Source organism: Salinibius halmophilus (assembly GCF_003577475.1).
GTDB lineage: Bacteria > Pseudomonadota > Gammaproteobacteria > Pseudomonadales > Natronospirillaceae > Salinibius > Salinibius halmophilus.
Genome location: NZ_QPEP01000002.1, coordinates 326,856 through 339,760 on the forward strand (window position 1 = coordinate 326,856; position 12,905 = coordinate 339,760).

The 12,905-nt window shown below is 47.6% G+C and carries 11 protein-coding genes; 7 read left to right on the forward strand and 4 right to left on the reverse strand.

Annotated features, from left to right (window positions below; all coding sequences use genetic code 11):
* Positions 1 to 5 precede the first annotated feature (5 nt).
* The 5 genes from DUW71_RS03270 (at position 6) to DUW71_RS03290 (ending at position 3,424) form a co-directional block, all read left to right on the forward strand.
* The gene (locus DUW71_RS03270) at positions 6 to 527 is read left to right on the forward strand and encodes a chemotaxis protein CheW (RefSeq protein ID WP_119393802.1); all 522 of its coding nucleotides are present in this window, start codon (positions 6 to 8) and stop codon (positions 525 to 527) included.
* Positions 524 to 1,321: a CheR family methyltransferase gene (locus DUW71_RS03275; protein WP_119393803.1), complete on the forward strand. Its 798-nt coding sequence runs from the start codon at positions 524 to 526 to the stop codon at positions 1,319 to 1,321. Before DUW71_RS03270 ends, DUW71_RS03275 begins: the two co-directional genes overlap by 4 nt.
* Entirely contained in the window at positions 1,321 to 1,806 is a 486-nt protein-coding gene (locus tag DUW71_RS03280) for a chemotaxis protein CheD (protein ID WP_119393804.1), read from the forward strand. Before DUW71_RS03275 ends, DUW71_RS03280 begins: the two co-directional genes overlap by 1 nt.
* A gap of 9 nt (positions 1,807 to 1,815) precedes the next feature.
* On the forward strand, positions 1,816 to 2,862 hold the full coding sequence (locus DUW71_RS03285) for a protein-glutamate methylesterase/protein-glutamine glutaminase (protein WP_119393805.1): 1,047 nt from the start codon (positions 1,816 to 1,818) through the stop codon (positions 2,860 to 2,862).
* Between the two features lie 94 nt (positions 2,863 to 2,956).
* Positions 2,957 to 3,424, forward strand: coding sequence for a hypothetical protein (locus DUW71_RS03290; RefSeq protein WP_119393806.1), 468 nt, complete (start codon positions 2,957 to 2,959; stop codon positions 3,422 to 3,424).
* Here the strand turns inward: DUW71_RS03290 and DUW71_RS03295 are convergent.
* Entirely contained in the window at positions 3,411 to 4,037 is a 627-nt protein-coding gene (locus DUW71_RS03295; protein ID WP_119393807.1) for a LysE family translocator, read from the reverse strand. The two genes, DUW71_RS03290 and DUW71_RS03295, sit on opposite strands and share 14 nt — an antisense overlap.
* 142 nt (positions 4,038 to 4,179) lie before the next feature.
* A complete protein-coding gene (locus DUW71_RS03300; RefSeq protein ID WP_119393808.1) occupies positions 4,180 to 6,177 on the reverse strand; it encodes a HAMP domain-containing methyl-accepting chemotaxis protein in 1,998 nt (665 codons plus the stop codon).
* A 106-nt stretch (positions 6,178 to 6,283) separates the two neighbouring features.
* Between DUW71_RS03300 and DUW71_RS03305 the strand changes: the two genes are divergently transcribed.
* Together DUW71_RS03305 and DUW71_RS03310 are read left to right on the forward strand one after the other, a co-directional pair.
* Positions 6,284 to 9,610 carry a hybrid sensor histidine kinase/response regulator gene (locus tag DUW71_RS03305; protein ID WP_119393809.1) on the forward strand — a complete coding sequence of 1,109 codons (3,327 nt, stop codon included), beginning with the start codon at positions 6,284 to 6,286 and terminating at the stop codon, positions 9,608 to 9,610.
* A 68-nt stretch (positions 9,611 to 9,678) separates the two neighbouring features.
* Positions 9,679 to 11,733: a diguanylate cyclase domain-containing protein gene (locus DUW71_RS03310; protein ID WP_119393810.1), complete on the forward strand. Its 2,055-nt coding sequence runs from the start codon at positions 9,679 to 9,681 to the stop codon at positions 11,731 to 11,733.
* A gap of 250 nt (positions 11,734 to 11,983) precedes the next feature.
* Here DUW71_RS03310 and nusB read toward each other — a convergent pair whose 3' ends face one another.
* Together nusB and ribH are read right to left on the reverse strand one after the other, a co-directional pair.
* The gene (gene nusB, locus DUW71_RS03315; protein WP_119393811.1) at positions 11,984 to 12,433 is read right to left on the reverse strand and encodes a transcription antitermination factor NusB; all 450 of its coding nucleotides are present in this window, start codon (positions 12,431 to 12,433) and stop codon (positions 11,984 to 11,986) included.
* Positions 12,430 to 12,900 (reverse strand): 6,7-dimethyl-8-ribityllumazine synthase, encoded by a 471-nt coding sequence (gene ribH / locus DUW71_RS03320; protein WP_119393812.1) that lies wholly within the window; start codon positions 12,898 to 12,900, stop codon positions 12,430 to 12,432. The genes nusB and ribH overlap by 4 nt, the downstream gene beginning before the upstream one ends.
* Positions 12,901 to 12,905: the final 5 nt, after the last annotated feature.

Genomic DNA, 12,905 nt, shown 5'->3' on the forward strand with positions numbered 1-12,905 from the left:
TAGATATGGCTGAGGCACTTCTTAATCACGAAAACAACCCAGAGCAAGCGCAGTATTTAACGTTTTTGTTAAACAATGAAATGTATGCCCTGGCGATCTTAAATGTAAAAGAAATCCTCGAGTATGGCTCACTGACACCCGTACCCATGATGCCCGAGTTTATTCAAGGCGTTATCAACCTACGAGGCGAAGTGGTGCCTGTTATTAACTTGGCAAAACGATTTCGTCTAAAAGCCAAACCAGCCGATAAACGCACCTGTGTGATCATTGTAGAAGTTGCTTACAACGATTTACGCCAAGATATTGGTGTTATGGTGGATAGTGTTTCAGAGGTGTTGGACATCTCGAACAAAGACATCCGACCCGCACCAGGGTTTGGCGCCAATATCCGTACCGACTTCATTAAGGGCATGGTGCAGCTCAGCCAAGGGTCATTTGTGATTGTGCTAGATGAAGATAGAGTTCTGTCTATCCAAGAGTTGGCAATGATCAATGAAATGGTGGATCGCCAGGAAGCCACTGCATGACAGACGTAGAGTTGTCGGAGCGTGAGTTTGGTCTTTTTCGCGACTTTATCTATCACTACGCTGGCGTAAAGTTGCATGATGGTAAAAGCGCACTAGTGAGTAGCCGCTTGCATAAGCGTGTACGTCATTACAACCTGTCTAGCTATTCAGACTATTACCAGCTGATTGCTGGCAAAGACCCTGACGCTGTGGAGCAACAACTCGCCATTGATTTACTAACAACCAATGAAACCTACTTCTACCGTGAGCCCAAGCACTTCGACTTTTTACAGTCACTAGCGATGACGCACACAGGCAGTATGCGCGTTTGGAGCGCAGCTAGCTCAACTGGCGAAGAGGCATACAGCATTGCCATGCTACTAGCAGTACACAAGCGCATTAATTGGGAAGTTGTTGGCACTGACATCAGCCAAACGGTGCTAACCCAAGCCAGGCGCGGTGTTTACCCTATCCAAGCAAGTGACCAGATTCCGCAAGCACTGCTGAAAAAGTACTGTTTAAAAGGGGTTGGCAATGCCGCCGGTACGTTAAGAATTGATGCCGACGTGCGCCAGCATGTCAGTTTTCAACACGCCAACCTTAAATCACCGCAAAATGGGCTTGGTCAGTTCGATGTCGCTTTTTTGCGCAATGTTATGATCTATTTTGATCAAGGCACTAAACAGCAAGTACTAAACAATGTAGTAAGCCAAGTAAAAAAAGGCGGCTATCTGTTTATCGGGCATGCTGAATCACTCAATGGACTGCAGCATCAGCTTACCCTTGTTCAACCAGCTGTCTATCAGGTTTGCTAATGCGTACGCAAGCGGATGTTGTTCTTCATCCCGGCGACCTCTATTTTGGCAGGTCTCCCGATGTAGCCTACACATTGCTGGGTTCTTGCGTGGCGGTCACAGTATGGCACCCAAGCACCAAGTTTGGCGGCATGTGCCACTATTTATTGGCCCACCGCCAACCACAACCCAATGTTCGCTCTCTACCACCTGGTTATTTTGCCAACGACGCCTTTAAGTTTTTTGACCATAAAATCAAACAATATCAACTGCCCATCGAAGAGCTGCAATTTAAAATGTTTGGTGGCGGCAATATGTTTAACCAGTCACTTAGCTCTTCGATCAATGTCGCTGTGGCTAATGTTAATTGTGGTAAACAACTAATAGAACAAAGAGGCTGGCAATTAGTATCGTCATCCGTTGGTGGTAGCCGCTATCGTAAACTATTTTTCGATTTGGATAGCGGTGATGTATGGCTGTCATACGGCAATCAAGAGGCTAGCTAAGGAGCGGTTATGGGAAAAATAAAAGTATTAATTGTTGATGACTCGGCTGTTGTCCGCCAAGTACTAACGGAGCAATTGCAAAGAGACCCGGCCATTGAAGTACTAGGCGCTGCTGCCGACCCAATTTTCGCCCAGAAGCGCATGCAAATTCAGTGGCCCGATGTCATTGTTCTGGATATTGAAATGCCTCGTATGGATGGCATTACCTTCCTAAAGCAAATCATGGCCCAACGCCCAACGCCAGTCGTGATTTGCTCAACACTCACTGAAAAGGGCGCGGAAACTACATTTTCAGCCATGCAAGCTGGTGCGGTGTCTATCATCACTAAACCAAAAGCGGGTTTGAAAGACTTTCTGCAAGACAGCGGCAATGATGTTGCTTCGGCAGTCAAAGCGGCTGCCAAAGCAAAACTACACAATAGCCGGCGAGCACCCGTTTGCGAGCAGGTTAGCGCACCAAGAACCCTTAAACAAACCACCCAAAAGCTTATCGCGATCGGCACCTCTACTGGTGGCACTCAAGCGCTTGAAGCAGTGCTGACCGCCTTACCAAGTGTTAGCCCTGCCATCGTGATTGTGCAGCATATGCCAGAAAAATTTACCTCTATGTTTGCCCAGCGCCTGGATCAACTTTGCAATATTCAAGTGAAAGAGGCACAGCATGGCGATCGGGTCATGCCTGGCTTAGCGCTCATTGCACCTGGTGGCAAACATATGAGTTTGCATCGCAACGGTGCACAATACATAGTGCATGTTAAAGACGGGCCCTTGGTTAATCGCCATAAACCGTCTGTGGATGTTTTGTTTAAATCGGTTGCCGAGCAAGCTGGCAGTAATGCCGTTGGCTTTATTCTGACCGGCATGGGCGACGATGGTGCGCGTGGGCTTAAGCTAATGCGCAATGCCGGTGCCTTAACCTTTGCCCAAGATGAAGCCAGTTGTGTGGTGTTTGGCATGCCAAAAGAGGCCATCGCACTGGATGGCGCAGATCATGTTATTCCGCTGAAAAAGGTCCCCAATGCCATCATGCAATCGGTGGAAGCGCTACATATTTAATAACTGAACTGCGAATGACCAAACTGTGAGCCATTCACGTTAGTTTGCAAAATCTCAGGTACACTGGTCGCCATTAGTGTATTTGGAGTGTTGTATGAAAAGAGTAGTGACCCTCGCCCTTACCCTAGCTGCTAGCGGTGCTGTGCTTGCCCAACCAGCACCAATCGTTGGCAGCTGGTTGTGTGAAACCGAGCTAAATAATCGTGGCAATACCTTCGTTATTGAGCGACGTGAAACCTATAACGCCAGTGGTGAGCACTTGAGTGTTGCTCGCAGTTATGCTTTCCCAGCAGGGGAACCCGAGCAACGCATCATGGATTTACAAGTCACCACGGTCGGTTCATGGGAGCTAAATGACGGTATGCTCACCACCTCGATTAATGAAGCAAATGTTGTAGACCTAGTAAACCCGGACTCGCGAGAAGCGAGCAGCTTATCCGAGTTTTTGCTTGCACAAGACCCTGATAGTGTAGGTATCACAGTTACTGAAAACCGCCTTGTACTTAGTTACCCAGCCAGTGGTCAATCGCTAGAGTGCTCGCCTGCGGCTAACGGCTCGTAATAGCAATGGCACTGCCGGCGGCAATAAACAAGCTGCCGGTGGAGCGGTTGAACCACTTCATTCGCCGCGTGCTGGCCAACAGTGGCTGGATGCGGGTGCCCAACAGGGCATAGCTAAACAGTACTACCCCATCAACGGCCGTCCAAGTTAACGATAATACCAAAAATTGGCTCCATTGCGTTGCATTGGTATCGATAAAGCTAGGAAATAAGGCAGCAAAGAACAGTAAGTCTTTTGGGTTGGCAATGCCCACCGCAAACCCCTTACGAAACAACTGCCACATACTCGCATCCTGTTGCGGCGCAACTGTTTCAGCCTGAAAGCTGGCTTCTTTTGAACGCCAGGCTTGCACACCCAAATAAACGAGATACGCAGCACCGGCGAGCTTAACCAGGGTAAACAACTGTTCGGACGCAGCCAATAAAGCACCCAAGCCTAACGACGACAGCGCCATCAAACAAAGCGCTGCCAACATGCCACCTAGCACCGTTGCAACCGAGTTGCGTTTACCATGCTTCAGACCATGTGTCATACATATGAGCGCAACAGGGCCCGGCATAACGATCAAGGTGACAATCACCCCCAAATAAACCAGCCACGTTGAAAATTCCATGCTCACCCCCGAATAATTTGGCAGTGAGCATATAGAGATAGGCTTTATTTGCTACTCAACATAGGAAAGCAAACCATGGTGACTGCGTAAGAAATAATTTCCATCACCAAGAAAACTGTAAACCTTTTACCTTGCGTTTGGTTCAGTCGTATTTAAACTGAGATACCAACTGCTTTTGCTCGTTGGCGAGTGATTGCACCTGCTCGCTACCATGCATGCCATCGTCTGCTCGGCTAGCTGACCGGTCAGCTAGTTCAGCCACCTGTACCACATTATGACTAATTTCTTGTACCGCTAGCGTCTGCTGATTCGCCGCTTCAGCAATTTGATGGCTCATATTTTCCACCTGCCCAACAGCGTTACTAATTTTTTCAATAGCACCCTGTGTCTCTTCTGTTTGCGCGACACACTGTTGCATTTGTTCACTGGCAACATCCATGATTTTGGACACTTGTTGCGACGAGTCCACCAGCTTGTCGATCATGGTTTTAATTTCTACCGTCGACTGACGTGTTTTGTCTGCAAGTGATCGTACTTCGTCAGCCACTACAGCAAACCCGCGGCCAGACTCGCCAGCTCGAGCTGCTTCAATAGCGGCGTTGAGTGCCAATAGGTTGGTTTGCTCTGCAATAGCACTAATCACATCTAACACCGAAGTAATTTGTTGACTATGCCCTGTTAGCTCTTCCATTACCTTGTTCGCTGAAGCGACTTGTTCGTCTAACTCACCAATGGTTCTTGCATTGGCAGACATTGAGCGCTGACCTTCCCCTGCAAATTCGCCCATTGTTGTAACCAAAGTTCGAGCTTCATTTGAGGCATTGGCAATTTCGGCAACAGTAGACTCTAGTTCATTAATCGCTGTTGCAATGCTTTGTGCTTGCAGCTTTTGCTCATGCGTATCGGTTTTGGTCTCGTCAGCCATACGCAAGCTTTGCTGAGCTGAACGCTGTAGGGTTTCGGCAACCTCTGCGACCTTGGCAATCGAGCGTGCAAGCTTTTCTGTTAATCCATTTACTACCATGCCAAGTTTGGCAAACTCATCCTTCCTGCTGGTATCGACGCTGACGGTAAAATTGCCCTCGGCAATTTTTTCTAACACGGTACTTGTCGCTTCGGTAGAACGTCTGATAGAGCGAACCAAACCAAAGCCAATTAAGCTCGCGAACAGCACCGCCGCAATCATCATGGTCACAATTAAGGTGTTGGCACCCACCACCAGCTGACTTGCTGAACTCTGCTCGGTTTCCGTAAAGCGCTGAACGGCTAACACAACCTCATCTAAGCGCTCACTTATCTCTTGAGTAATGCTTTCATAGTCAGCTTCAGCGGCTTGAAGTTGTTCTGTTACCGTTGCACGCTGGTTAAGCATGTCTAATAAACTGCCACCACCTTCCATGTAGCTGCGTAAACGATCACGATAAGAACCCACCGCGGTTGCAGCACGCTCGTCGTCTTCTTTAATTTGTTCAACCAAACCATCCATGGTAGTAAGCGCGTTCTGTAAGTTGGCTAGGGCGCGTTCGAATGTTTCCCGATCTATAGCCGCAATCGCCTCATCAAATAGCTCCAGAACTGGTGCACCTGCTCGGTCAAAGGCTCTAATTCTGCGCGCGACACCGCGGTCAGCATTTTGCTGCAAGCGCAGCATGTCAACAGAAAGGCTACCCCAAACACGGTAGAAGGTGGTGCGTGTTAACAGGATGCTCTCGTCTAATAGCCTCGCCTCGTCAGCAAAATCAGTCAGCCGTGTCGAGGCTTCCTGAGCCGCAACAAGCTGGTTATTCAATTCAGAAAAATCGATCACCGAGCGCCCAAGTGCTTGTTGTAAATCTTGCTCTAGCTGGCTAACTAATTGCTGTGCGGCTTGCGCTTGCTCATCACGCGCTACTTTAAGTGCTTCAAGCTGGTCGGCATCGTTTAACAATAAATAGTCTTCTGTGAGCCCCTGTAAGCTATTTAGTTGTGCCGGTACCTCTTGAGTGGCAAGCAACAAGGGCATTAACTCAGTATACGATTGTGACAACTTCGCTGAAATAGATGCCAATCGGTTGTAGGCCGAACCGCCTAGCACAACAATCGCGATCAACAACGCGGTAAAGCCTAACAGCACTCGCTGCACGATACTAAGACGCATCATAGGGAACTCCAAAATCGTTTAACAAAAGCTTAGCCGACACAACCGTAATCTTCCTCATTGGTTTTACATGTCTACACTTAAGCGTGAGGCTTAATAGGGATTTTCCATGGAAGACACTATTTCACTGTCACCACAACGTAAGTATGTTTTCGACCGTGCCAGCGCGATCTTTATTCTAACATCGTTCATTTTTGCCTTGCAGGCGTTATATCAGCAAGACTTGCCGAGAGCCATAGTGTTGGCGCTAATAACTGCCATAGCCATACCTCTATACCAGTTTCGAGCCCAGTTTGGTTACTCACACATATTGCACCTTATTATTGCTACCGGATTTATTTCGATTTACAGCGGGGTATTAGCACAAGGGTCTATCACAGTCGGCACCATTGTTTGGTTAGCAATATTACCGGTCCTCGCTATTCACTTATTGCCATTTAAAGGAGCGATTATCTGGTTAGCGATTGTTGTGGTAAGTGTTTTGGGGCTGGCGGGCGCTGAACTCGCAGGCATGACGCAAGCTAAATCATTGCCGATGCGCACAGACGTCATACTATTTACTGTGTCTAGTTGCGGTAGCTTCATCTCGCTATTTTTTATTTCTAACACATTCCACCGAGCGATCGTTCGCGCTAACGAAACGCTTGCGGCGCAGCAAATAGAGACAGAGCGAAATAACCAAGTACTACGGGTTTTATCCAATGCTCAGTCACTGTTTATTCGTCGCAGTACTGAACGAATGAATTATCAACCCTTAGTGACCGACATTGCACAGTTGCTTGCACTTCCTGCTGCGGCGTTGGTCATAAAACATCAAAGTGGGCAACTGGAAACAATTGCCAGCTACAGTGAATCCTCGGCTAGTGCATGGCGGGCGCTTTGCTTCGAGCTGATCAATCGAGATGAGATTGAGCCAGCTGTTAGCTCCCAACAAGCCCTCCACTTGCAGAACTTACAGCACTGGCACAGCAAGTTTGGTTTTAATATCGAGAGCATTCAGGTACAGCCGTTTTTCGATTGTGGCGAGTTTACCGGTGCGCTGTTGCTGTTAAACGCAGACCAAGAGGTGCAATCACAACAAGAGTTCACTGCTATCTGGCAGCTTACCTCTCAGTTACTCGCGACGGAAAATTTGGAAGCGAAAGCGCGCACGAACGCTGAACAGGCTCAGCGAGAGAAACGTCGCTTTGAACACCTCATTGAAAGCAACCAGCTTGGCGTTTGGGAATGGCAGGTTAAACAAGACCAGCTTGTCCTGTCACCACTTTGGCCAATGCTAAGCAAGTTTCGCGCAGCAAATGACAACGTTATTAGCTTCCAAGAATGGCAAGCGAGCATCCACCCCGACGATGTGAATGACACCTTGCCTGTCGTGCGTGATCACCTAAATGGTTTGTCGGAACGCTATCTTATCGAGTTCCGCATGTTAACGGCCGACAATCAATGGAACTGGTTGCAAGTTCAAGGTGCGACCATAGAACGATTCACTAACAACGAACCAAAACTGGTGGCTGGCACCATTATCGATATTCAACCGCGTAAAGAATCTGAAGCCAAGCAGCAGCAAAACCAGCAGTTACTAAAACTAACGGGTCAAATGGCAAAGATTGGCGGCTGGAAGTGGTTCGCCGATACCGAGCGCTTGGAAGTAAGCAGTATGTTCCGCCGAATTCTAGCACTGCCATCAGATAAAGCTCTGTTTACTCATGACTTGAATGAGTTGATGCCCAATGTGAATCAAGAAGAAGTTCGGCAAGCATTCGAGAACTGCTTGGCAACCGGCAAGGAGTTTGAGCTAGTTTTGCCTCTTGAAACACTTAGTAAGCAGCAGATTTGGGCCAAAATCTCGGCAACGCCATTAAGTGAACATGGCAGAACCATAGGCTTACAAGGTGCTTTACAAGATATTACTAGTCTAAAACAGCGTGAGGAAGAGGCGCTAGAGGCAAGCAAAGCAAAAACCGAGTTTTTAGCCAATATGAGCCACGAAATTCGCACGCCAATGAATGGTGTGATTGGCATGCTCAGCTTACTTGAAACAACAGAGTTAACTGGCGAGCAACGGGAGCACATCACCATTGCTAAACAAAGTGGCGACTCCCTACTATCTCTGATTAATGACATTCTGGATGTATCAAAAATTGAAGCTGGCAAGCTTACACTTGAAGCAATCGAAGTGGATTTAAACCAGTTATTGGAGCAGGTTGTTAATAGCATGCGCTACAAGGCGCAAGACAAGTCCATCACGCTCGAATTAGATTCACAACTAGGCAATGCGTTTACCGTGATTGCCGATCCGGTTCGCCTACGTCAAATTTTGGTAAACCTAGTTGGCAATGCAGTGAAGTTTACTCATCAAGGCAGCGTCACGCTCACTGCATCAACCAAGGCAAAAGAAAACAATGAGCAACTGGTCTCGATTGCTGTCATTGATACCGGCATTGGAATTAAAGAAAACGATTTAGACAGGCTTTTTCAAAGCTTCTCACAGGTCAACAGCTCTACCACTCGCAAGTTTGGCGGCACGGGGCTTGGGCTAGCAATTAGTCAACAATTGGTAGAGTTGATGGGTGGGGAAATCACGGTGCAATCAACTTATGGGCAAGGCAGTCGATTCACAGTGAATGTGCCAATGCAGCTTGTAAGTAATCGTGCCAAAACAATTACGCAACCTCAGATAAGCTTCCCTACTGCGATAACGCCAGCACGCATTCTGTTGGTTGAGGACAATCAAATTAATCAACATGTCGCCTGTAAACTGCTAGAGCAACTGTCACTAACCTGTGACATTGCCGAAAATGGCAAGCAAGCACTAGAAATGATAGATCAAGCCAACCCTGCTTACGATCTAATACTAATGGACTGCCAGATGCCAGTTATGGATGGTTACCAAACAACCCAAAGCATTCGTTCACAGAGCAATGATTATTGCCGGTCAGTCCCCATCGTTGCCTTGACTGCAAATGCGATGGCAGACGATCGCGCTAAGTGCTTAGATGCTGGCATGTCTGACTACTTAAGTAAGCCGATAGATCCAGAAAAACTTGCGACCACGCTTGCAAAATGGCTACCTAATGACAATAAGCAATATTCAGCTATCGACACAAGTGTTTGGCAGTACAAAGACCTCATGGAGCATTTCACTGGCGATATTGTACTGATTGAAAAACTAGTGAAGCTGTTTATTGACGATACCAAGCAGCAGATAGAGGTCTTGCAATCCACTATCGATATCAGTGAGCGCATTAACATCCTGAACGCCCTAAAAGGGGCAACGGCAAGCCTTAAGCTGCCAAAGCTACAATGGTTATGTCAGCAATATCTGGCTGCATTATCTAGCGAACAGGAACAAGCAGCACTTGAACGCTTAATTACTGGCTTTAATGAAACTAAAACACAGTTATCAAGCTGGCTTACAGAGTTTACCGATGATTAATTAATCTCGACAGGTTTCAAAGGCATGAAAAATGCGCCAAACTAGGGCAAGTGTGTTAGGAATCAGACATGGCGCAAAAACAACACAAATTATCCGATCTGATACAGACAAATTACAGAGAAGCGTTGACACTTGCGCGGCAACAGCGCGCCACGCAAAAAGCTGGCAGCACAGAAGCTATACAGCTTAGCCTGCTAGAAGCCGAAGCACACTTTCTCTCTGGCTCGCCGCGCCAAGCCTTAACTATTTTGCAAACACCTATTGACCCTAAGTTTGAACAAGCAGATTTGTTTACTCGCCAGCAGTTACTCGCCTGTCGAGTGTTAACCGAACTCGGTGAGTTTGAACAAGCCAGCTTATGCCTAGAAAAAATTGTTAAAGTTCGCGCTGAATGCGCCAAGCGCGCTTTGGTGTTTGCCCAAGCTAGGCTGCATTTAGTCACAGGTCAGCTAGAAGATGCCCGTTCACTGCTGGCGTTGTCGGAACGAAGCAGCAGTATTGCAGAAAACGCTGAGTTAGAACTATTGTTAGGGTTGTCTTTGCGTGATTGGAAGCTAGCCGATGCCGTCAACCACCTAGAAACCTCTGTTGCGCTTTCTACATCTAATGCATTAGTACAAACGGAAGCGCTACTCGCCCTGGCAGACTGCCATTTAAGACTCGACAATATTGATGCAGCCCAACAGGTAGCTAGCACATTAGAGGCCTGCCCAGTACCAGAACTGCGTGATTCAGATGTGCTTCGCTTACGGGCAAAACTTGCTGTAGCAAGCGGCGAGAACACCGCCGGCGTTAACACTTACCAACTTGCAATTGCGCAAGCAGAGGCGCATGAACGTTTCGAGTTTGCTAGGGTGCTTTACTTGGAGCTTGCCAACATATTGGAAGAGGCTGGCCAACATGTCGAAGCACTCGATGCAATGAAGACCGCGCAACATATGAGTGAGCGGCAGGTTGCGCAGTCAATTCGTACCCGCGAGATATTAAGTCAGAATAGTCACAGTGTTGAGCAGCTACGGCAAGCCTTCAATGCCGAGAAGCAAGCGCATGATGAGTTAAAAAGTGCACATGCAAGGCTTAACGCAGTGCTAGGTTTGGCGCGTGGCCTCACTGGCACGCTAGACACACAAACCTTGTTGCGCCATAGCTATCAAGCCATTTCTCCTTATATGGCGGCTGACGCGTTTTTTATTGCGCTACATAATGAAGCGCAAGCGCAGCTGGATATTTTATTTGCCATGGATTTTGGCCAGCTACTACCGGAGCAAGCGGTTCCTTTGAGCAAGCGCGATTCTTATGCGGTAGATTGTTTTACCAACCAACAAACCATTATTGAAGACGACGCCATTGGCCAAGGCAAAGAAAGCTTCTTTGGCACCAACACCATTGGACTGCCACGATCCATGTTATTCGTGCCGCTTATTAACCGTGAGGAATGCTTAGGGGTCATCTCAATTCAATCGGCTGATGCTAATGCGTATCTCACCGAAGATGTAGAATTGGTAGAAGCCCTTGCAGGGTTTATTGCTGCAGCACTAGCCAATGCCTTGCGCCATGAATCAATTCAGCAACTTAACCGTGCCCTAGAAGCAGAGAAAACGGCCTTAGACCGCGCACATCAGCGCATTGAACACTTAGCGCTTCACGATCAGTTAACTGGGCTACCCAACCGACGATTGTTGCAACGCCAAGTTGATCAAATGATCGATGATAACTTGTTGTTTAGCATTGGCTACATTGACCTAAATGACTTTAAACCTATAAATGATCAGTTTGGCCATGAAGCAGGCGACTTACTGTTAAATGTTTTAGCAGCAAGAATGCGTCAAGTGGCGAAAGAGAAAGACCTCTTAGTTGCCCGTATCGGCGGTGATGAGTTCATTTTACTGGCACCTAAGTGCTCGGCAGAGCAAACCAAGCTGTTATTGTCTGGTCTGCTGGATCGCATTTCGCAACCCATTGAGCTGCCACAATCCGTTGTGTCGGTATCGGCATGCGTTGGCGTGGCTGAATTTGGAAACCATGGCAAATCGTTGCAGCGCTTGATGTCGGCTGCCGACCAAGCCTTGTACCAGGCAAAAAATAGTGATGATCGAGTGATTATTGCAACAGCGCAGGGTTAATCTGACCTCCATCAATTAATTGGCTTCATTCAATTGATACCCGTCAGTATAAGAAAACTGGGCTAAATTAATATAGATCTTGTCTTGAGCAGCAGTGTCTGCCCACCGAGATTGCCCTCCTTCCCTCGGTTCACTCTATTCAAGACTGCGATAAACCCTTTAGCTTGGCACTCCTTCTGCCCTGAACGCCAAGCTCATTGGTTGCAATGCTCTGACTCTTAGCCCGCATGCCCTGCGGGCTTTTTCTTGTCTAGCGTTTCACTTCTGCCATGCGCAGTTTATGCGCCAGCTTATCGAGCACACCATTTACATAACGATGCGCTTCATTGGCACCAAACTTCTTAGATAGATCAACGCCTTCATTGATAATGACCTTATAAGGCACATCAATGCGATGCATAAACTCGTAAGCACCCATTCGCAAAATGGCAAGTTCAATCGGCGTGAGTTGCTCAAGCGGGCGGTCGAGTACTTCCGTGATGTGACCATCTAACTCTTCAATCTTCGCCGGCACGCCGCGAAGTACTTCCGAGAAGTACTCACGATCAATTTTGCTAAAGTCATTGTCGGCAACAAACTCAGCCTCAATTTGACTGGCTGGTTTTTTGGTCATTTGCCACTGATACAAGGCTTGTAAAGCAAACTTACGTGACTGTCGGCGTTGCTGCGGGGTTGGTCCACTCGTTACTTTACGAATCATGCAAGCTCTCGCATCACAGAAACCATTTCCAATGCAGCCAAAGCAGCTTCACCACCTTTGTTGCCCATTTTAGTACCAGAACGTTCGATGGCTTGTTCAATGCTTTCAACGGTTAATACACCATTGGCTACCACTAAACCGTGCTCCATTTGCACTTGCGCTAGGGCTTTTGTGCACTCACCTGCTACGTATTCAAAGTGTGGCGTACCGCCGCGAATCACTGCTCCTAATGCAATAACCGCATCAAACTCTTTCTTTTGCGCTAAACGCTGAACAACCAGTGGGATCTCCCATGCACCCGGCGCTTTGACAACGGTGATTTGCTCCGGTCTTACCCCATGGCGGGTTAACTCATCAATCGCACCTTCGGCAAGGTGGTCAACGACGAAGCTGTTAAAGCGGCCTACAACAATGGCAAACCGCGCATCTTTGGCGCAAAAGTCACCTTCAATCTTCTTTACTTGCATGTCTA

Coding starts and splice junctions, on each gene's coding strand:
- DUW71_RS03270 (WP_119393802.1), top strand. CDS start 6: ATGGCTGAGGCACTTCTTAATCACGAAAACAACCCAGAGCAAGCGCAG.
- DUW71_RS03275 (WP_119393803.1), top strand. CDS start 524: ATGACAGACGTAGAGTTGTCGGAGCGTGAGTTTGGTCTTTTTCGCGAC.
- DUW71_RS03280 (WP_119393804.1), top strand. CDS start 1,321: ATGCGTACGCAAGCGGATGTTGTTCTTCATCCCGGCGACCTCTATTTT.
- DUW71_RS03285 (WP_119393805.1), top strand. CDS start 1,816: ATGGGAAAAATAAAAGTATTAATTGTTGATGACTCGGCTGTTGTCCGC.
- DUW71_RS03290 (WP_119393806.1), top strand. CDS start 2,957: ATGAAAAGAGTAGTGACCCTCGCCCTTACCCTAGCTGCTAGCGGTGCT.
- DUW71_RS03295 (WP_119393807.1), bottom strand. CDS start 4,037: ATGGAATTTTCAACGTGGCTGGTTTATTTGGGGGTGATTGTCACCTTG.
- DUW71_RS03300 (WP_119393808.1), bottom strand. CDS start 6,177: ATGATGCGTCTTAGTATCGTGCAGCGAGTGCTGTTAGGCTTTACCGCG.
- DUW71_RS03305 (WP_119393809.1), top strand. CDS start 6,284: ATGGAAGACACTATTTCACTGTCACCACAACGTAAGTATGTTTTCGAC.
- DUW71_RS03310 (WP_119393810.1), top strand. CDS start 9,679: ATGGCGCAAAAACAACACAAATTATCCGATCTGATACAGACAAATTAC.
- nusB (WP_119393811.1), bottom strand. CDS start 12,433: ATGATTCGTAAAGTAACGAGTGGACCAACCCCGCAGCAACGCCGACAG.
- ribH (WP_119393812.1), bottom strand. CDS start 12,900: ATGCAAGTAAAGAAGATTGAAGGTGACTTTTGCGCCAAAGATGCGCGG.